Source organism: Salipiger pentaromativorans (assembly GCF_024721115.1).
GTDB classification, from domain to species: Bacteria; Pseudomonadota; Alphaproteobacteria; order Rhodobacterales; family Rhodobacteraceae; genus Salipiger; species Salipiger pentaromativorans.
The window spans coordinates 33,296-52,506 of the sequence record NZ_JAMDHK010000003.1 but is presented as its reverse complement, the minus strand read 5'-3'; the positions used below and the strand labels follow the sequence as shown (position 1 = coordinate 52,506).

Sequence of the window (19,211 nt, the reverse complement as noted above, 5' to 3'; positions counted from 1 at the left end):
CGAAGCGGCGCCGGGGGCCGGACGGTTCCCGGTGAGACGACGATGAAAAGGCTTTCATGTCAAGCCGATAGAGCCCGCTCTCGGGAACCGTCCCGAGCGATGTTCCGGTCTTTGTCCGATCCTCAGCCACGCCGGGCGGGCGGGACAGGGGCCAGGAACGAAAACCCCCGCCCGGAGGACCGGGCGGGGGCTGTTTCAGACCGGGCGCAAGGCGCGCGCGGGGCTTAGCCGATGATGGCGTTCAGCGCGGCAGAGGGGCGCATCACCGCTGCGGTCTTCCCGGCATCGCCGTGGTAATAGCCGCCCAGATCCGCCGGTTTGCCCTGCACCGCGGCGAGATCGGCGACGACGGTCGCCTCGCTGTCGGCCAGTGCCTTGGCGATGGGGGCGAAATGCGCCGCCAGACCGGCATCCGCCGATTGCGCCGCCAGCGCCTCGGCCCAGTAGCGGGCGAACCAGTAATGGCTGTCGCGGTTGTCGGGCTCACCCACCTTGCGGGACGGCGAGCGGTCGTTGTCGAGGATGCCCTGGGTTGCCGCGTCCACCGCATCGCCCAGCACGCGGGCCTTTTCATTCCCCGACTGGTCGGCGAAGAACTTGAAGCTCTCGCCGAGGGCGCAGAACTCGCCAAGCGAGTCCCAGCGCAGGTGGTTCTCTTCCATGAGCTGCTGCACGTGCTTCGGTGCCGAGCCGCCGGCGCCGGTTTCGAAGAGGCCGCCGCCGTTCATCAGCTTCACGATGGACAGCATCTTGGCCGAGGTCGCCAGTTCCAGGATCGGGAAGAGGTCGGTCAGGTAGTCGCGCAGCACGTTGCCGGTGATGGCAATCGTGTTCTCGCCCTTGGTGATGGTTTCGAGCGAGGCAATGGTGGCCTCGCGCGGCGCCATGATCTCGAACTTGTCGGCAACGCCCTTGGCTTCGAGGATCGGTTTCACATAGGCGATCAGCTCGGCGTCATGGGCGCGGGCCGCGTCCAGCCAGAAGATCGCGCGGTAGCCGGTGGCCTTCTGGCGGTCGATGGCGAGGTTCACCCAGTCTTCGATCGGCGCCTGACGGGCCGAGGCCGAACGCCAGATGTCGCCCGCTTCCACCTCGTGCGCATGCAGCACGGTGCCGTCGTCGAGGATCATCTTCACGGTGCCGGCGGCGGGCATCTCGAAGGTGGTGGGGTGGCTGCCGTATTCCTCGGCCTTCTGCGCCATCAGGCCGATGTTCTGAACGGTGCCGGCGGTGGCGGGGTTCAGCTTGCCGTTGGCCTTGAAGAACTCGATGGAGGCGTCATAGACCGGCGCATAGGAATTGTCGGGGATCACGCAGACGCAATCGTCTTCCTTGCCGTCCGGGCCCCAGCCCTTGCCGCCAGCGCGGATCAGCGCGGGCATCGAGGCGTCGATGATCACGTCCGACGGCACGTGCAGGTTGGTGATGCCCTTGTCGGAGTTCACCATATACATCGGCGGACGCTCGGCGGTGACCGCCTCGATGGCGGCCATGATCTCGGCATCGTCCTTCACCCGTGCCAGCAGATCGCCCAGGCCCGAATTCGGGTTCACCCCCAGCGCGGCCATCTTGTCGCCGAACTGCTCGAAGACCGGCTTCAGCCAGGCTTTGACCGCGTGGCCGAAGATGATCGGGTCGGAGACCTTCATCATCGTGGCCTTCATGTGCAGCGAGAAGAGCACGCCTTCGGCTTTCGTCTTGGCGATCTCGTCTTCCAGGAAGGCGTCCAGCGCCTTGGCGCTCATATAGGTGGCATCGACCACGGTGCCCTGCGGATAGGCCACGCCCTCTTTCAGCACGGTTTCGCCCTCGGCGGTTTCCAGCACGATCTTGGCGGTGGCGGCTTTCGGCAGGGTGGCGGACAGCTCGTTCGAGAAGAAGTCACCGCCGTCCATGGCGGCGACGCGGGTCTTGCTGTCGGACACCCATTCGCCCATGCGATGCGGGTTGGACTGCGCGAATTTCTTCACGGCGGCGGCGGCGCGGCGGTCGGAGTTGCCCTCGCGCAGAACCGGGTTCACCGCAGACCCCTTGATGCCGTCGTATTTGGCGCGCACGGCCTTTTCCGCGTCGGTCGCGGGGGCTTCGGGGTAATCGGGCAGGGCGTAGCCCTGGGATTGCAGTTCCTTGATCGCGGCCACGAGCTGCGGCACCGAGGCGGAGATGTTCGGCAGCTTGATGACGTTGGCTTCGGGTTTCTTCACCCATTCGCCAAGCCAGGCGAGATCGTCGGACTGGCGCTGATCTTCGCTGAGCGCCTCGGGAAAGGTCGCGAGGATGCGCCCGGCCAGCGAGATGTCCTTGGTGCCCACGGTGATTCCCGCCGCGGAGGCAAAGCTCTGGATGATCGGCAGGAGCGAGGCCGAGGCCAGCTCGGGCGCTTCGTCTACCTTTGTATACACGATGTCGGGAGTGTTTTGGTCAGCCATATTACAGAGCCCCTCCAATTGCTGGAATTTGCCGGCCGCGGTCCGTGCGGCACGTCACGGGAAGAGCCTGTAGCATCCCGGACCTGTAGCGAAAAGCACCTATCGGGGGCGAAAAGGCGCTGTTAACGCCCCCATTCCGCGAAAGTCGGGATTGTGCCGCGTCGCTAGCCGCTCGTGCAGCAGGGCAGGTGCGTACTGGGCGCGCTGCCCTTGCGTGAGCGTGGCGCAATCGGCGGCTTTCCGCTTGCCCCTGCGTAATCGTTTGTTCACAAAGGCACTGCGAACGGAAATCTATTGAAATTGAAGGCCTTCGAATGAGCACTATTTTCGGCACCCCCGGCGACGACAGTATCATCACCAGTTCGAGTGCGGATGTGATCTATGCGGGACCGGGAGACGACTGGATCTTCTTCGGAGAAACCTGGGCCAGCCGCATTACCTATCCGCTCGAGTCGGTGGAGCGGATCGACGGCGGCGACGGGTCCGACACGGTGGCGGTCGAGGATGTCGATCCCGGCAACACCCTTCTGACGCCGACCTATGCGTTCGAGCAGATCGACCCGATGCTGTTCGCGGGCTACACCACGCGCGTTCTGCTGCTGACCGAGAACCTTCCGAACAACACCTTCAACATCGTCGGGCAGGCGCTGCTGCGCGATGTCGAGACGCTGACCGATCCCGACGGCACCGATCACGCGCTGGAATGGCCCGATCTGCCCTTTTACGCGAAGTCGATGCCGATCACCGACGATACCGGCTATTACTACAACGAACCGATTGCCTCGCGGGTGGTGTCCCGGCCCGACGGAACGGTCGTGCAACTGCTCGACCTCACGGGCAGCAGCGATCGCGGCGAGGAACGCTTCGTGCTCCGGGCGATGGATTCCGACGGGCAGATCCTGTGGGAAAGCACGCCCGACGAAGCCTCGGCCGGCGTGGGGGGGCAGTTTGTCGGGATCCGGGGCGGGCAGATCGTCGCGTTGCAGGATGGTGGCATCGCCATGGTCTGGGTTGTCGCCTCGGACGATCCCGACAGCACCCGCGACCGCGATACGGTCTGGATGCAGATCTTCGACGCGGACGGCACGCCGCGCGAGGCGCCGGTCGCGGTGCTGAGCAGCCTGCGGCTTTACAGCGACAATATCAGCCTCGAGGAACTCGCGGATGGCACCATTGCCGTGGGCACCGGCTATGACAGCGGCGGCAGCTATCGCTACAGCGTGCAGTCTTTCGATGCGACCGCCGCCTATCTGGGCACAACCGGCCAGATCGACGATTACAGCAATTTCCAGACCGGCGCCGGGCTTGTCGGGCTGGAGGGGCAATCCGTCCTGATCCATGGCGGCGGCAGCCTCGGCACCGAGCATCTGAGCTTTCGGGTCATCGGTGGCAGCAGCGACGGGCCGGCCCTTGGGACGTTGTTCGAAACGCCACAGGATGTGCGGATTTATTACACCAGCTATGCGGTGCTGTCCGACAACCGCTTTGCCGCGGTGATCGGAACCGATGACGGGCAGCTCACGCTGGTGCTTTACGAAGACGGGGTGGTTTCTGAAAGCGCCATCGCCGAACCCTATGAGGGGGCGTGGACCAATTTCGGCCCGTCGCTGGTGGCCGATCCCGATGGCGGCGCCTGGCTCACGATCGAGGTGAACCCCAGCTCGGCGGAGGGGATGGCGCGCGGCGCCCATGCCTTCACGGTGTTTCTCGACGAGGATGGCGCGCTGGGCGACTGGTTCGATGTGTCGAATTACACCGGCACCACGAACTCCAATTTCTACGCGCCCGCCGTTGCAGCGACCGAGGACGGGATTCTCGCGCTCTGGTTCCATCAGGGTTCGTCGGTCACGCGGTTGGCCTACAAGGACAGCGATCTCTACACCCCCGAGCCCGGGACCGAGGGCGACGACACGCTGCCCGGCACTGCGGGTGACGACAGCACCAGCGCCGGGGATGGCGACGATCTGGTGATCCAGAGCGCCGGCAGCGACCGTCACGATGGTGGCGACGGCAGCGATACGTTCCGGATGGGCGACGGCGGCGGCACTGCCTCGCTGCAATATGGCTATGCCGAGGCCATCGACGGATCGGGCACCCGCAGCGTGCTGCTGGGCTTCGAGACCCTCGAGGGCGGCGATGGCGACGACCTGATCGAGGGCGATGGCGACGACAACCTTCTGATGGGCGGGCCCGGCAACGACACGATCACCGGTTTCGGCGGTACCGATACGGTCGATGGCGGGACCGGCACCGACACCTATCTCTATTCCGGCGCGCCGTTGGCCGGGTTCGGCAGCATCGTCGGGATCGAACTGCTCGACCTCACCGCAGGCCCGCTGCGCGCGACCGATGACGGTGTGCTTTTCGACCTTTCCGATGTCGGTGGCTATGCGGTTTTCGACCGGATCGAGGGGGGCACGGGGGGCGATACGATCTGGGGCACGCAGGCGGCGGATTCGATCCTCGGCGACGCTGGCGACGATCTGCTCTACGCGACAGAGGGCGGCGATGTCCTGGATGGCGAGCGTGGCGAGGATACGCTGGAAGCCGGGCTTTACGGCGACAGCACGCTGACCGGCGGCTATGACGCGGATCTGTTCCGGCTCCACGGGGCCTTTGATACGCTGCTGACGGATTTCTATTACTACACCGACGCTTTCGCGCTGGTCGGCGATGCGGGAACGGCCGCGTTTGCCGTATCCTACAACGGCGATGGTAACCGCGTGCTGACCTTCGACGACACCGGCGCCAGCGTGATCTTCGAGGGGCTGACCCGGAACAACGCCCTGACCGGCACGCTGTCGGTCGAGGGCGAGATGACCGAGGGCGAAACGCTGACCGTCGATCTCTCGAACCTCTCCGATCCCGACGACATCCAGAGCGCGGCGGCGCCTTCGGAGGCCGGGTTCGAGATGGCGAGCGTCCGCTATCAATGGTTGCGCGACGGTGAGGAAATCCCCGGCGCGACCGGCGCGAGCTATATGCTCACGCAGGAGGATGTGGGCACCCGGGTCACCGTTCGGGTCGATCTGGTGGACGATTTCCAGCATGCGGAGAGCGCGACCAGCTTTGGCAGCGGCGTCGTGGCGAATGTCAACGATGCCCCGCAGGGCGAGGTGCTGCTGGCGGCCTTCGCCGAGGTGGGCACGGCGTTGCAGCCCGACACCAGCGGGATCAGCGACGAAGACGGGCTCGGTACTTTCTCCTACGCCTGGAGCCGCGACGGTGTGGTGGTCTCACAGGATGAGATCTACACCCCCACCGCCGATGACGCGGGCGCACGGCTGATCCTGACGGTCAGCTATTACGACGGCGAGGGCACGCAGGAACGGCTTGTCGCGCGCAGCGGCGTGGTGCAGCCGCAGCCGGTCAGCGAAACCGGGACATCCGGGGACGACCGGCTCGAGGGCGGCGCCGAGCGCAACACGCTGTCCGGGCTCGAAGGCGCCGACACCGTCGATGGCGGCGCGGGGGGCGACCTGCTCGACGGCGGCGCCGACAATGATTACCTCTTCGGCGACGGGTTCGATGCGGCCTATGCGCCCGACGACGCCGCAACGGTCTACCGGCTCTATCAGGCGACGCTGGACCGCGCGCCGGACGGGACCGGGCTTGCGAACTGGACCGAGCGGCTCTTTACCGGCTCGCACAGCGTGTTGCAGGTGATCAACGGCTTCGTGGCCAGCCCCGAGTTCCAGAACACCTATGGCGCGCTCGAAAACGAAGGTTTCGTGACGCTGCTCTACAACAACGTTCTGGACCGCGATCCGGATGCGGGCGGGCTGGCCAGCTGGGTGGCGCGGCTCGATGAGGGGATGACCCGGACGCAGGTGGTGCTGGGCTTTTCGCAAAGCCCTGAATTCGTGAATAATACCGCCGATGCCGCGCGGGCCTATGCCATGGCCAGCTCGCAGGCGCTGTGGAGCGACGATGTCTATCGTCTCTATCAGGCGACGCTCGACCGCGAACCGGAACCCACCGGCTTTGCCAACTGGACCGCGCGTCTGGCCGACGGCACCGAGCTTCTGGATGTCATCTCGGGCTTTGTGAACAGCACCGAGTTCCAGAACACCTATGGGGCGCTCGACAATGCGGGCTTTGTCACGCTGCTTTACAACAATGTGCTGGGTCGCGATCCCGATGCCACCGGGCTGGCCAACTGGGTGGCGCGGCTCGACGGCGGCATGGGCCGGGCCGAGGTGGTGCTGGGCTTTTCGCAAAGCACCGAATTCGTGAACAGCACCGCCGACGCTCTCAAGGCCTGGATCCGGGGCATCGACCACGGCACCGGCGACGTCGCGCAGGATGTGCTGGACGGCGGCACGGGCGAGAACTGGCTGGCCGGCGGGCTTTATGCGGATGCCTTCCGGTTCGCGCAGGCGGATGGCGGCAGCCATCATGTGCTGGATCTCGAGCCCTGGGATTATCTCGAACTGACCGGCTTCGGCTATGCCGATGCCGGGGAGGCGCTGGCGCATATGACCGAGGTCGGCGGCGATCTGGTGTTCTCGGATCAGGGTGTCGAGATCGTCTTTGCGCATACCGCGCTCAACGAACTGACCCCGGACATGGTCCTGCTCTGAGCCGGACCGGGGAGTTCGCGGAGCTCTGAAACGGCCGGGCGCGCGCGGAGGCGGGCGCCCGGCCGAACGCTTTTACCGACATTATGACAGGAGGCGCTGACCCTGTGTCTGCGCCGGGTCGCCGCCGGGCAGAGGGCGCGCCGGGATGCGGGAGAGTCTGGCTTTCTAAAATATCGTTTTTTATTGACAACAACGTTTAAACTCGACAATGCTTGGCTTGGAGGATGACTGTGGAGGAGAGTCCGGGGTGTGCCCAAACGCGGCGGATAGAGCCGGATCGGCGGCGCGTGCCGCGATCCGCTCTGCCGGAGGCGGCACAGGATCGGACCCTTTCACGGATTTGGATGAAATCTGCGCGTCCGGGCGGTTTGCGCCGCCGGACCCAGCGGCAGGAAGGGTAAGATTCATGAAGGACGGGCTGATTGCCACCACACGCGAGGCGATGCATTTCATCGACGGGGCGTTCACCGCCGGCAGCTCGGGCCGGATCTTCGACAATATCTCGCCGGTGACCGGCAAGAAGATCGGCATCGTGCACGAAGGGCTGAAACCCGAGGTCGATGCCGCCGTCGCCGCCGCGCGCGCGGCGCTGACCGGCCCCTGGGGGCATATGCCGATGGCCGAGCGCTCGGCGCTGCTGCATGCCGTCGCCGACGAGATCAACCGCCGCTTCGAGGATTTCCTCGAGGCCGAGATCCTCGATACCGGCAAGCCGCGCAGCCTGGCCGCGCATGTGGACATCCCGCGCGGGGCGGCCAATTTCAAGATCTTCGCCGACCTGGTCAAGAACGTGCCCACCGAAAGTTTCATGCTGGAGACACCGGACGGGGCAGGGGCGCTGAACTACGGGGTGCGCAAGCCCAAGGGGGTGATCGCGGTGATCTCGCCCTGGAACCTGCCGCTTCTGCTGATGACCTGGAAGGTGGGGCCGGCGCTGGCCTGCGGCAATACGGTGATCGTGAAACCCTCGGAAGAGACACCGCTCACCACCACGCTGCTGGGCGAGGTGATGAACACGGTGGGGGTGCCCAAGGGGGTGTTCAACGTGGTGCACGGGTTCGGCCCGGACAGCGCCGGCGCGTATCTCACCGCGCATCCGGATGTGGACGGCATCACCTTCACCGGCGAAACGCGCACCGGCGAGATCATCATGCAATCGGCGGCCAAGGGGCTGCGTCAGGTCTCGATGGAATGCGGCGGCAAGAACGCGGGCATCGTCTTTGCCGATTGCGACATGGACAAGGCCGTCGCGGGCACCATGCAGTCGGTCTTTTCCAATTGCGGGCAGGTCTGCCTGGGCACCGAGCGGGTCTATGTGGAACGCCCAGTCTTCGACGCTTTCGTGGCGCGGCTGAAGGCCGGCGCCGAGGCGCTGAAGCTGGGGCCGTCGGAGGATCCGGAGACCAATCTCGGCCCGCTCATCTCGGAGGAGCACAAGCGCAAGGTGCTGTCCTATTACGCGCTGGCGAAGGAAGAGGGCGCCACGGTGATCACCGGCGGCGGCGAGCCCGACATGCCGGACGAGATGAAGGGCGGCGCCTGGGTGCAGCCCACGATCCTGACCGGGCTGCCGGAAACCGCGCGCTGCGTGAAGGAAGAGATCTTCGGCCCGGTCTGCCATATCACCCCCTTCGACAGCGAGGAGGAGGTCATCGCCATGGCCAATGACACCGATTACGGTCTGGCCACCGCGCTCTGGACCGAGGACCTGACCCGTGCCCATCGCGTGGCGCGGCGGATCGACGTGGGGCTGGTCTGGGTGAATTCCTGGTTCCTGCGCGACCTGCGCACCGCCTTCGGCGGGGCGAAACACTCGGGCATCGGCCGCGAAGGCGGTGTCCACGGGCTCGAATTCTATTCCGAGCTCAGCAATGTCTGCGTGAAACTCTGAAGGCGAACGATGACCAGCGAAGTCAAGATCCGGGAGGCCGCGGACCGTCTGTGGCAGGCCTGGGAGAGCGGCACCCCCGGGGCGCCCGTGCGCGATCTGCTCGGCGAGGGCGATGTGGCGGCGGCCTATGCGGTGCAGGAGATCAACACCACGCGCTGGCTGGACGCCGGGCGCAAGCTGTCGGGGCGCAAGATCGGCCTGACCTCGGTGGCGGTGCAGAGGCAGCTTGGCGTCGGCCAGCCCGATTACGGCATGCTGTTTTCCGACATGGAGGTGATGGACGGTGAGGAGGTGGCCTGGGACCGGGTGCAGCAGCCCCGTGTCGAGGCCGAGATCGCCTATGTGCTGGGCGCGCCGCTGGCCGGGGCGCATCTGACCATGGTCGATCTGATCGGCGCCATCGCCTATGCGCTGCCCGCCATCGAAATCGTGGGGTCGCGGGTCGCGGCCTGGGACATCGGGATCACCGACACGGTCGCCGACAACGCCTCGTCGGGGCTTTACGTGCTGGGCCAGTCGCCCCGGAGCCTGGCCGATTTCGACCAGCGCCTGTGCGGCATGGTGATGACCTGCGGCGGCGAGCCGGTGTCGGTGGGCGCGGGGGCGGCCTGCATGGGCAGCCCGCTCAACGCCTCGCTCTGGCTGGCGCGCACCATGGCGGCGGCGGGGCGTCCGCTGGGGCCGGGAGACGTGATCCTGTCGGGGGCGCTGGGGCCCTTCGTGGCGGCGAAACCGGGCGATGTCTTCGAGGCGCGGATTAACGGGCTGGGCTCGGTCCGCGCGGCTTTTGCAAAGGGATGAGGGATATGGACAAGATCAAATGCGCCATCATCGGCTCGGGCAATATCGGCACCGATCTCATGATCAAGATCATGCGCAATTCGAACGTGCTGGAAATGGCCGCCATGGTGGGGATCGACCCTGCGTCCGACGGGCTTGCCCGGGCTGCCCGGCTCAAGGTGGCGACCACGCACGAGGGCATTGACGGTCTGGTAAAGCTGCCTGAATACAAGGACATCCGCATCGTCTTTGATGCAACCTCGGCTGGCGCGCACAAGCGCCACAACGCGGTACTTCAGCGCGACGGCAAGCAGGTGATCGACCTCACCCCCGCCGCCATCGGCCCCTTTACCATCCCCCCGGTCAACATCGACGCAAACCTGGCCGAGCCCAACGTCAACATGGTGACCTGCGGCGGGCAGGCGACCATTCCCATGGTCGCCGCCGTCAACCGCGTTGCCAAGGTGCACTATGGCGAGATCGTTGCCTCGGTCTCGTCGAAATCCGCAGGTCCCGGCACGCGCGCCAATATCGACGAGTTCACCGAGACCACGGCCCATGCCATCGAGCAGGTGGGTGGCGCCACGCGGGGCAAGGCGATCATCATTCTGAACCCCGCCGAGCCGCCCATGATCATGCGCGACACGGTTTATTGCCTTTGCGACGAGGCCGATCAGGAGGCCATCCGCGCCTCCATCGCCGAGATGGTGAAAGAGGTGCAGAGCTACGTCCCCGGCTACCGGCTCAAGCAGGCGGTGCAGTTCGAACATGTGGGCTCGAACCAGCCGCTGCACATTCCCGAGATGGGCGGCGATTTCACCGGGCTGAAGGTGTCGGTCTTTCTCGAGGTGGAAGGGGCCGCGCATTACCTGCCGGCCTATGCGGGCAATCTCGACATCATGACCAGCGCCGCCATGCGCACCGCCGAGCGGCTGGCCGTGAAACGCAACTGGGTGAAGGAGGCCGCCTGACATGCCCAAGATCTATATTCAGGATGTCACCCTGCGCGACGGCATGCACGCCATGCGCCACCAGTACGATCTCGGGCAGGTGCGGGCCATCGCCGAGGCGCTGGACGAGGCGGGCGTGGATGCCATCGAGGTGACCCATGGCGACGGCGTCGCCGGGTCGACCTTCAACTACGGTTTCGGGCGCCATACCGATGTGGCCTGGATCTCGGAGGCGGCGAAGGTGGTGAAGCGCGCCCGGCTCACCTGCCTTCTGGTGCCGGGCATCGGCACGCTCGAGGATCTGAAAAAGGCGCGTGACGCGGGCGTCGTTTCGGTGCGTGTCGCGACCCATTGCACCGAGGCCGATGTCGCCGCCCAGCATATCGCCGCGGCGAAGGAGATGGGCATGGATGTTTCGGGCTTTCTGATGATGGCCCATATGAACACGCCCGAGAAGCTGGCCGAACAGGCGGTTCTGATGGAGAGCTATGGCGCGGATTGCGTCTATTGCACCGACAGCGGCGGGCGGCTGACCATGACCGGCGTGGCCGAGCGCATGGATGCCTACAGGGCCGCGCTCAAGCCCGAAACCCAGCTTGGCGCGCATATGCACGAGAACCTGTCTCTGTCGGTGGCCAACTCGGTGGTGGCGGTCGAACACGGCGCCTATCGCGTCGATGCCTCGTTGGCGGGCATGGGGGCCGGGGCCGGCAACACGCCCATCGAAGCCTTTGCCGCGGTCGCCAATCTGTATGGCTGGGACCATGGCTGCGACGTGTTCAAGTTGCAGGATGCGGCCGAGGATCTGGTGCGCCCGCTTCAGGACCGCCCCGTCCGGGTGGACCGCGAGACGCTGACGCTGGGCTATGCCGGGGTCTATTCCTCGTTCCTGCGCCATGCGGAAAAGGCCGCCGGTCAATACGGGCTCGACACCCGCGAGATCCTGGTGGAACTGGGCAGGCGCGGCATGGTGGGCGGTCAGGAAGACATGATCGTCGATGTCGCGCTCGACATGTGCAAGGCGCGGGAGGCGGCGGAATGAGCGGCCTTGCCGAGATCGCCGGGATCGTCGATGAGGCCGCCCGCACGGCGTCCGAGATTCCGCAGTTTTCCGACGAGAGGCCGCTGAGTGTCGAAGAGGCCTATGCGGTGCAGGCGCTGTCGATGCAGCGCCGCTACGGGCGCGGCGAGCGGCGGGTGGGGATCAAGATGGGCCTCACCTCGCGCGCCAAGATGCTTCAGGTCGGCGTTTCGGACGTGACCTGGGGCCGGCTCACCGATGCGATGATGCGCGAGGAGGGCGGCACGGTCTCGATGGCGCAATTCGTGCATCCCCGCGTCGAGCCCGAGATCGCCTTTCTGATGAAAAAGCCGCTTGCGGGCGAGGTGAGCGCGCTTCAGGCGATGGACGCGGTCGAGGCCGTCGCGCCGGCGCTCGAGATCATCGACAGCCGTTACAAGGCGTTCAAGTTCGATGTGGGCGACGTGATTGCCGACAATTCCTCGTCCTCGGCCTTTGTGCTCGGGCAATGGGCCAGCCGCGAGACCGACATTTCCAACCTCGGCATGCTGCTGTCCATCGACGGGCGCGCCGGCGAGATCGGCTCTTCGGCGGCGATCCTCGGCCATCCCCTGCGCTCGCTGGTGGCGGCCGCGCGGATGGTGGCCTCGGCCGGAGAGCGGCTGAACGCGGGCGACATCGTTCTGGCGGGGGGCGCCACGGCGGCCATCCCGCTGGCGGCGGGGCAGGCGGTGAGCCTCGAGGTCGAGCGCCTCGGCACCGTTGCATTCAGGGTGGAGGCGTAGACATGCCCTTTATCGAAGTGACCATGGTCGAGGGCCGCACGGACGCGCAGAAGGCGGCGCTGATCGAGAAGCTCACCGATGCGGCGGTCGAGGCGGTGGGCGCGCCCATCGAGGCGGTGCGCGTCTGCATCCGCGAGATCCCCCGCGAGAACTGGGGTGTCGCGGGCAAGCAGAAATTCCTCGACAAGAGCGGGTGAGCGGCGTCGAGGTCGCCCCGGGCGAGGAGGGGCCGGTCACCGTGTCGATCTCGCGCCGGGTGCTGCCCGGGCGCGAGGCCGATTACGAGGACTGGGTGCATGGCATCGTCGCTGCCGCGTCGGGCTTTCCCGGTCATCTGGGCGTGAACGTGCTGCGGCCCTCGGGGCAGACCGGCGGGCGCTGGGTGCTGATCTATCGTTTCGATAGCTGGGCGCATTGCGAATCCTGGGAGGGCTCCGAGATCCGCGCGCGCTGGATCGACCGGCTCGAGGGCATCGTCGAGGGCCCGGCGCGGATGCGCCGGGCGACCGGGCTGGAGGCCTGGTTCGAGCTGCCCGAGGTGCCGGCGCAAAAGCCGGCGCCGCAATGGAAGATGGCGCTGGTGCTGACCGTGGTGGTCTTTGTCGTGGTCTATCCGCTCCAGCTTGCCGTGGCGCCTCTGACGCCGGGCTGGCCGCACTGGCTGCGCTCGCTGCTCATCGTCGTGGTGCAGGTTCTGCTGCTCACCTATGTGCTGATGCCACGGGTGACGCGGGTGCTGAAGGGCTGGCTTTTCGCGTGATCAGTCCAGCGTGTGCTGGCTGATGAGGTCGCGATACGAGGTCTCGATATGCTCTTCGATAAGCGCCACGCAGCGGTCGGTCTCGCCCGCCATGGCGGTGTCGAAGATCGCCCGGTGTTCGGTGCGCACGTCGCGGCGCAGGCTGGTGTCGCCCAGGAGCATCCGGTGATAGCGGTAGGAATGCTGGTGCAGGGTGCGCCGGAAGCGGATCAGCCAGGCGTTGTTGCAATTCTTCACCAGGCAGTCGTGAAACCCGGCATTGCGCTCGTCCCAGGCGCTGGCCAGATCGCGCTGGCCCTCGCCGATCATCTTCTGCTCGACCGTCGACAGCCGGTGGAACGCGCCGACCAGCTCGGCCTCCCATTCCTCGCTGCGATTGGCCAGCGAGACGCGCAGCGCCTGCGCCTCGATCACCTTGCGGGCATCGGTGATGTCGCGGAAATCCTTGAGCGACAGCGGCGCCACGCGAAAGCCGCGCTGCTGTTCCGAGGTGACCAGAGAGTCGATCAGCAGCCGCGAGATCGCCTCGCGCATGGTCGAGGTCGAGACCCCGAATTCCTGCCGCAGCTTGTCCACATGCAGCCGCTCTCCGGGCTTGAAGGCGCCAGAGATCACCCGTTCGCGGATCTGTGCGTGAACGGTCTCGATTGCAGTGCGTTTCCCCGCGCCGTTGGCCTCGGGGACCGTCAGGTTTTCTGGCTGGTTCATGGCAGTCTGACTGATGTCCCGGAATTAAGGTCGTAGCAAAGGTTCGTTGAATGCACAACGTCGCCCATGCTTCGGGACGCCATGTCACTTGCGGATTCCAACATAAAACGATTTTTTATTGACACAACGATTTTGATACATACTGTCGGCGTGGAGGAGGCGCAAAGAGAGCCGGGGAACCGGTCGCTTGCGCAAAGTCTTTTGGAGGAGACAGATGAAACAGCGAATTCTCGGGGCGATTGCAGCTTGCGCAATCGCGGGATCGGCGCTTGCCGAAGACAAGGTCGTGGAGATGACGTTCTCGCACGATCTGCCCACCCAGCACCCGCTGCATGCGGAAGGCTTCCAGGTCTGGGCGGACAGCATCGCCGAGGCATCGGGCGGGACGCTGAAGATCGGATTCTTCCCGGCGGGGCAGCTCGGCAAGGCCGAGGACGAATACGACATCGCCAAATTCGGCATCGCCGATTTTGTCTGGGCGAACCCGGGGCACACGCCGGGCCGCTTTCCGATCATGTCGCTGGGCGAGCTGCCCTTCTTCATCAAGTCGGGCCTGGGCGGCACGGTGGCGATGAACGAATGGTATGCCGATTACATGGATCAGGAGATGGGGGACGTGAAATTCTGCGTCGTCCATCTGCACGATCCGGGCACGCTGCATTCGCGCGAGGAAATCCGTACGCCGGCGCAGATCAAGGGCACCACCATCCGCCCGGCGAACGGCACGATCGGCCGGCTCATGCAGAGCCTTGGCGGCTCGTCGGTGCAGGTGGGGCCGTCCGAGGCCCGCGAGGTGCTCGAGCGCGGCGCGGCGGACGGGATCACCTTCCCCTGGCGCTCGATCTCGATCTTCGGGATGGATGACGTGGTGCATTACCATCTCGATATGCCGCTCTACGTGACCAACTTCATCATTGTGATGAACAAGGACCGCTATCAGGCGCTGTCCGAGACCCAGCAGGCGGTCATCGACGACCATTGCACGCCCGGATGGGGCGAAAAGATCGCCGCCGGATGGGTGGGGTTCGACAACGAGGGCAAACGGCTGTTCGAGGAAAGCCCCGATCACCATGTGATCGCGCCGACCGGGGACGAGCTGGCGCAGTGGAAAGACGCCTCGGCCTTCCTGCTGGACGACTGGAAGCAGCGCGTGAACGCCGCCGGGCTCGATGCCGAGGCAATCTATCAGGGCTTTGTCGAGCGGCTCGAGGCCCATGACGCCAAGTTCTGACACCATGCCTGGCGGAGCCTTCGGGCTCCGCCGTCTCGCGGGCTGGGTCGAGACGGCGGCGGCGCTGCTCATGGGGCTGGTGACGCTGCTGGCCTTCGTGTCCGCCTTCATGCGCTACGTGGCCTCGGCGCCGATTCCGGATGCGCATGATTTCGGGCGGCTGGCGCTGGGGATCGCGATCTTCTGGGGCGTGGCCAGCGTGAATTATCGCGGCACGCATATCGCAGTGGATCTGCTCTACGAGGCGGCGGGGACGGGGTGGAAACGGGCGATGGACATCGTCTCGACCGCGCTGGTGCTGCTCTCGTTCGGGGTGCTGACCTGGAAGATGGGCGAGAACGCGGCGGATGTGTTCCGCACGGGCGAACACTCCTACGACCTGCGCCTACAGATCTGGCCGGCCTATTGGCTGATGGTGGTGGGCGCGGGGCTGGCGACGCTGGTGACGGCGCTGCGGCTGTGGATGTTGATCCGCGGCGCGCAGCCGGGCGATGCCGCCCCCGTGCGGACCATCGAGGAATAAGAGAAACGACATGGATCGGGAAACGGTGACCCTTGTGGGCTTTGCGGCCCTCTTTTTCATGATGGCCATTCGGGTGCCCATCGCGATTGCGATGAGCCTGGTGGGCATCGGCGGCTTTGCCGCCGTGGTGGGCCTGCCGCAGGCGCTGAAGCTGGTGTCGCTGTCGCCGCTGTCGACAGCCACCACCTATCATCTGGGGATGATCCCCATGTTCATCCTGATGGGGGCCTTCGCCACCCGCTCGGGCATGAGCCGCGAGCTGTTCCGCTCGGCCGAGGCCTGGCTCGGGCACCGGCGCGGCGGTCTGGCGCTGGCCACCATCGCCTCCTGCGCCGGGTTCGCGGCGATCTCGGGCTCGTCCATCGCCACCGCGGCGACGCTGACCAAGGTGGCGCTGCCCGAGATGCGCCGGGTCGGCTATTCCGACTCGGTCTCGTCGGGGGTGATCGCCGCCGGCGGCACGGTGGGCATCCTCATCCCGCCGTCGATCGTGCTGGCGGTCTACGGGATCATCACCGAGCAGGACATCGGCAAGCTGTTCATCGCCGGCCTGCTGCCGGGGCTGCTGGCTGTGGGGCTTTACATGCTGACCGTCTCGGTCATCGCGCATCTGCGCCCCGCCGACATGCCCGTGGGCCAGCGCCAAAGCTGGGCCGCGCGCTTCCGCGCCTTGCGCGAGGTCTGGGCCATCGGGCTGCTGTTCCTGCTGGTGGTGGGCGGCATCTATGCGGGTATCGTCACCCCCACCGAAGCCTCTGCGCTGGGGGCCGTGGGCGCGCTGGCAATCGGGGTGCTGCGCGGGCGGCTCGACCGGCAGGCCATCATGGAGTGCCTGATCGAAAGCCTGCGGATCTCGATCTCGATCTTTTTCGTCTTCATCGGGGCGCTGCTGTTCTCCTATTTCCTGGCGATCACAAGAACGCCCCAGAACGTCGCGGAATACCTCACGAATCTTGAGGTGAACCGCTATGTGATCATGGCGCTGATCCTGCTGCTCTATCTTGCACTGGGCTGCGTTCTGGACAGCATGGCCATGGTGGTGCTGACCGTGCCGATCCTGTTCCCGGTGGTGACCGGGCTGGGCTTCGATCCGATCTGGTTCGGCGTCATGGTGGTGGTGGCCATCGAGCTGGGGCTGATCACGCCGCCCATCGGGATGAACGTCTTCGTCATCAATTCGGTGGAGCGCGACATCGGGCTCGCCACGATCTACCGCGGCCTGCTGCCCTTCATTGCCATCGACATCCTGCGCATGGGGCTGATGCTGGCCTTCCCGGCCATCGCGCTGTTCCTGCCGGGGCTGATGTGAGGCGGCCATGAGCGACAATCCCGAAATCGGCCGTCAGATCCTCGTGAACGGCATCGCCACGAATGTGCACGATCTGGGCGCGGGGCCGCCGGTGCTGCTGATCCACGGGTCGGGGCCGGGGGTCTCGGCCTGGGCCAACTGGCGGCTGACTCTGCCGGCGCTGACCGCGGCGGGGCTGCGCTGCATCGCGCCCGACATGATGGGTTTCGGCTATACCGATCCGCCCGCCGACGGGCGCTATTCCATGGCGGGCTGGGTCGATCACCTGCACGGGTTGGTGCAGGCGCTGGAACTCGAGCGCTTTGCCCTTATCGGCAATTCCTTTGGCGGGGCGCTGGCGCTGGCCTATGCCATCCGCTACCCCGACGCGGTCGGAAAGCTGGTGCTGATGGGGGCCGCCGGGCTGGAGTTCCCGCTGACCGATGGGCTCGATCGGGTCTGGGGCTATGAGGCCTCGCTCGAGAACATGCGCGGGCTGCTGGAGGTCTTTGCCTTCGACACGCGGTTCGTGAACGACGATCTGGCCGAGCTGCGCCACAGGGCGACGATCAGGCCGGGCGTGATGGAGCGGTTTTCGGCGATGTTCCCGGCGCCGCGTCAGGAGGGAATCCGGATGCTGGCCTCGGAGCCCGAGGCGATTGCCGGGATCTCGGTTCCGGCGCTGGTGGTGCACGGGCGCGACGACCGGGTGATCCCGGTCGCAAATGCCTATCGGTTTCTCGAATTGCTGCCCGATGCCGAGCTGCATGTGTTCGGCCAGTGCGGGCACTGGACGCAGATCGAAAAGGCCGCGCGGTTCAACGCGCTGGTCGCGGATTTCCTGAGCTGAGCATCCCGCCGGGGGATGCGCGGGCCGGGTCACGGCCCGCGCTTCGCGCCGCTCAGTGCAGGTGTTCGAACCGCAGCTCGCCGGCATGCAGGAAGCAGGCCTTTGAAAACAGGTCCAGATCGACGGGGTTGGGCAGGCGGATGTCGCGCAGCCCGGGCAGCGGCGCTTGCGCCGCATCGAACCGGCGGTCGAACTGCGAGAGAAAGCCCAGAACGATGCCGCGCGCGTGGGCGAAGGCACGCAGCGCGCGGAGCTGATCGGCCAGCGCGGGCTTGTGCCGCTGCTGGTCGAGGATTTGCAGATAGTCGATGATCGCGACGCTGCCGCGCGGCGCCTCTGCCAGATACCCGGCGATGAAGGCCGCGTCGATCTCGTCCGAGGTGACGATCTCGAGCCGGGCGCCGAACGGGCTGTCGCCGCCCTCGAGCGCCCGCAGCCGCGCCCGCGTTTCCGCCTCGGTGTATTCCAGCGTGAAGAACACCGCCCTGCGGCCCTCGCGCAGTGCGTCGAGCAGCAGGGCGAGCCCGAGCAGGGTCTTGCCCTGGCCGGGCCGGGCGCCGAGCAGCAGCAGATCGCCCTCCGAGAGCCGCGCCAGCAGGGGGCCGGCCGGAGCGTCCGCCGCAAGGCGCGACGCCAGCGGGCCCCATGTGGCAAAGCCCTCGTCGCGGGCGATGCGGTCGAGCGCGGCATGAAGCGGAATCCGGGCCTCGCGCGAGAGGGCGCGGGCACGGCGTTTCAGATGGTGGACAGGCGCGGAAAGGCGCATTTCAGAACCTCCAGAACGAGCCGGAATCGCAACCCCTCCGCATGCGCAAGCTCGAACAGATGTTCCAAGGAAGCCGATGCCCCGTATGTGAGATACTTCCCCGGACGGAGGGGGGAGGCGCGGGCCGAGCCTGTGGTTCCGAGGGTAGCGTCCGCCGGGCGGCTCTGCAAGCGCCGCCCGGCGGGGGAGGCCGGATTCGTCCGGCGCGAAACCGGCGGCAGGATGCTGCCGATCCTGGCGGTTCGGGAGGGGATTTTCCCCCGGCGGACTCGTTCCGCGGCGGGAGGGGCGGTAAAAACATCATATTTTTCATATGTTTGTCCCGGGTTTTCCGAGGCCTCTCAAAAAAACGTTTTTTATTTGACAAAACGCTTATTTCTTTCCGCTCTCGAGACAGTTCAGACGGGCTTTCTGGCCTCGACGACAAAGGGAGGAGACGATGCGGAAGCAAACTGGCCGCAGGCACCTGTTCTGGTGCATCGGAGATGTGCGCCTTGTCGCGCCATCGGCGGCCGCCGGTCCGCAGAGTCAGCCGCTTGCAAGGAATGAAACATCCGCTCCGCCGCGTTGCGCGGTGCCGGTCGGGCCGTCTGCGGCCTCCGGCGATCCGGCGGCGAGGGGACCAGTCTAGCGCCGGCCCGATGGC

General features: G+C 66.1%; 15 protein-coding genes. 12 read left to right on the top strand and 3 right to left on the bottom strand.

Annotated elements, in window-relative coordinates; all coding sequences use genetic code 11:
• Positions 1-224: 224 nt before the first annotated feature.
• Positions 225-2,429: an NADP-dependent isocitrate dehydrogenase gene (locus M4578_RS06220; RefSeq protein WP_258092595.1), complete on the bottom strand. Its 2,205-nt coding sequence runs from the start codon at positions 2,427-2,429 to the stop codon at positions 225-227.
• A gap of 314 nt (positions 2,430-2,743) precedes the next feature.
• On the opposite strand from M4578_RS06220, the gene M4578_RS06215 reads away from it, so the two are divergent.
• The 8 genes from M4578_RS06215 to M4578_RS06180 all read left to right on the top strand — a co-directional run bounded on the left by M4578_RS06215 (position 2,744) and on the right by M4578_RS06180 (position 13,199).
• Positions 2,744-7,012 carry a DUF4214 domain-containing protein gene (locus M4578_RS06215; protein WP_258092594.1) on the top strand — a complete coding sequence of 1,423 codons (4,269 nt, stop codon included), beginning with the start codon at positions 2,744-2,746 and terminating at the stop codon, positions 7,010-7,012.
• A gap of 406 nt (positions 7,013-7,418) precedes the next feature.
• The gene (locus M4578_RS06210; RefSeq protein WP_258092593.1) at positions 7,419-8,903 is read left to right on the top strand and encodes a 2-hydroxymuconic semialdehyde dehydrogenase; all 1,485 of its coding nucleotides are present in this window, start codon (positions 7,419-7,421) and stop codon (positions 8,901-8,903) included.
• A gap of 9 nt (positions 8,904-8,912) precedes the next feature.
• The gene (locus M4578_RS06205; protein WP_258092592.1) at positions 8,913-9,704 is read left to right on the top strand and encodes a 2-keto-4-pentenoate hydratase; all 792 of its coding nucleotides are present in this window, start codon (positions 8,913-8,915) and stop codon (positions 9,702-9,704) included.
• A 5-nt stretch (positions 9,705-9,709) separates the two neighbouring features.
• A complete protein-coding gene (locus tag M4578_RS06200) occupies positions 9,710-10,654 on the top strand; it encodes an acetaldehyde dehydrogenase (acetylating) (protein ID WP_258092591.1) in 945 nt (314 codons plus the stop codon).
• 1 nt (position 10,655) lies between these two features.
• Positions 10,656-11,675 carry a 4-hydroxy-2-oxovalerate aldolase gene (gene dmpG / locus M4578_RS06195; RefSeq protein WP_258092590.1) on the top strand — a complete coding sequence of 340 codons (1,020 nt, stop codon included), beginning with the start codon at positions 10,656-10,658 and terminating at the stop codon, positions 11,673-11,675.
• The gene (locus M4578_RS06190) at positions 11,672-12,439 is read left to right on the top strand and encodes a 2-keto-4-pentenoate hydratase (RefSeq protein ID WP_258092589.1); all 768 of its coding nucleotides are present in this window, start codon (positions 11,672-11,674) and stop codon (positions 12,437-12,439) included. Before dmpG ends, M4578_RS06190 begins: the two co-directional genes overlap by 4 nt.
• A 2-nt stretch (positions 12,440-12,441) precedes the next feature.
• Positions 12,442-12,636 carry a 2-hydroxymuconate tautomerase gene (locus M4578_RS06185; RefSeq protein ID WP_258092588.1) on the top strand — a complete coding sequence of 65 codons (195 nt, stop codon included), beginning with the start codon at positions 12,442-12,444 and terminating at the stop codon, positions 12,634-12,636.
• Positions 12,633-13,199 (top strand): antibiotic biosynthesis monooxygenase, encoded by a 567-nt coding sequence (locus M4578_RS06180; RefSeq protein ID WP_258092587.1) that lies wholly within the window; start codon positions 12,633-12,635, stop codon positions 13,197-13,199. The genes M4578_RS06185 and M4578_RS06180 overlap by 4 nt, the downstream gene beginning before the upstream one ends.
• Here M4578_RS06180 and M4578_RS06175 read toward each other — a convergent pair whose 3' ends face one another.
• Entirely contained in the window at positions 13,200-13,907 is a 708-nt protein-coding gene (locus M4578_RS06175; RefSeq protein WP_258092586.1) for a GntR family transcriptional regulator, read from the bottom strand.
• 214 nt (positions 13,908-14,121) lie between these two features.
• On the opposite strand from M4578_RS06175, the gene M4578_RS06170 reads away from it, so the two are divergent.
• Genes M4578_RS06170 through M4578_RS06155 form a run of 4 tightly spaced genes read left to right on the top strand, consistent with a single transcriptional unit; the run spans position 14,122 to position 17,799 of the window.
• Entirely contained in the window at positions 14,122-15,138 is a 1,017-nt protein-coding gene (locus M4578_RS06170; protein WP_258092585.1) for a TRAP transporter substrate-binding protein, read from the top strand.
• Positions 15,122-15,661, top strand: coding sequence for a TRAP transporter small permease (locus M4578_RS06165; RefSeq protein ID WP_258092584.1), 540 nt, complete (start codon positions 15,122-15,124; stop codon positions 15,659-15,661). Before M4578_RS06170 ends, M4578_RS06165 begins: the two co-directional genes overlap by 17 nt.
• 10 nt (positions 15,662-15,671) lie before the next feature.
• On the top strand, positions 15,672-16,970 hold the full coding sequence (locus M4578_RS06160; RefSeq protein ID WP_258092583.1) for a TRAP transporter large permease: 1,299 nt from the start codon (positions 15,672-15,674) through the stop codon (positions 16,968-16,970).
• A 7-nt stretch (positions 16,971-16,977) separates the two neighbouring features.
• Complete coding sequence (locus M4578_RS06155; protein WP_258092582.1) at positions 16,978-17,799, top strand: alpha/beta fold hydrolase; 822 nt, start codon at positions 16,978-16,980, stop codon at positions 17,797-17,799.
• A gap of 52 nt (positions 17,800-17,851) precedes the next feature.
• Here M4578_RS06155 and M4578_RS06150 read toward each other — a convergent pair whose 3' ends face one another.
• On the bottom strand, positions 17,852-18,565 hold the full coding sequence (locus tag M4578_RS06150) for a DNA helicase (RefSeq protein ID WP_258092581.1): 714 nt from the start codon (positions 18,563-18,565) through the stop codon (positions 17,852-17,854).
• Positions 18,566-19,211 lie beyond the last annotated feature (646 nt).

Coding starts and splice junctions, on each gene's coding strand:
- M4578_RS06220 (WP_258092595.1), bottom strand. CDS start 2,429: ATGGCTGACCAAAACACTCCCGACATCGTGTATACAAAGGTAGACGAA.
- M4578_RS06215 (WP_258092594.1), top strand. CDS start 2,744: ATGAGCACTATTTTCGGCACCCCCGGCGACGACAGTATCATCACCAGT.
- M4578_RS06210 (WP_258092593.1), top strand. CDS start 7,419: ATGAAGGACGGGCTGATTGCCACCACACGCGAGGCGATGCATTTCATC.
- M4578_RS06205 (WP_258092592.1), top strand. CDS start 8,913: ATGACCAGCGAAGTCAAGATCCGGGAGGCCGCGGACCGTCTGTGGCAG.
- M4578_RS06200 (WP_258092591.1), top strand. CDS start 9,710: ATGGACAAGATCAAATGCGCCATCATCGGCTCGGGCAATATCGGCACC.
- dmpG (WP_258092590.1), top strand. CDS start 10,656: ATGCCCAAGATCTATATTCAGGATGTCACCCTGCGCGACGGCATGCAC.
- M4578_RS06190 (WP_258092589.1), top strand. CDS start 11,672: ATGAGCGGCCTTGCCGAGATCGCCGGGATCGTCGATGAGGCCGCCCGC.
- M4578_RS06185 (WP_258092588.1), top strand. CDS start 12,442: ATGCCCTTTATCGAAGTGACCATGGTCGAGGGCCGCACGGACGCGCAG.
- M4578_RS06175 (WP_258092586.1), bottom strand. CDS start 13,907: ATGAACCAGCCAGAAAACCTGACGGTCCCCGAGGCCAACGGCGCGGGG.
- M4578_RS06170 (WP_258092585.1), top strand. CDS start 14,122: ATGAAACAGCGAATTCTCGGGGCGATTGCAGCTTGCGCAATCGCGGGA.
- M4578_RS06165 (WP_258092584.1), top strand. CDS start 15,122: ATGACGCCAAGTTCTGACACCATGCCTGGCGGAGCCTTCGGGCTCCGC.
- M4578_RS06160 (WP_258092583.1), top strand. CDS start 15,672: ATGGATCGGGAAACGGTGACCCTTGTGGGCTTTGCGGCCCTCTTTTTC.
- M4578_RS06155 (WP_258092582.1), top strand. CDS start 16,978: ATGAGCGACAATCCCGAAATCGGCCGTCAGATCCTCGTGAACGGCATC.
- M4578_RS06150 (WP_258092581.1), bottom strand. CDS start 18,565: ATGCGCCTTTCCGCGCCTGTCCACCATCTGAAACGCCGTGCCCGCGCC.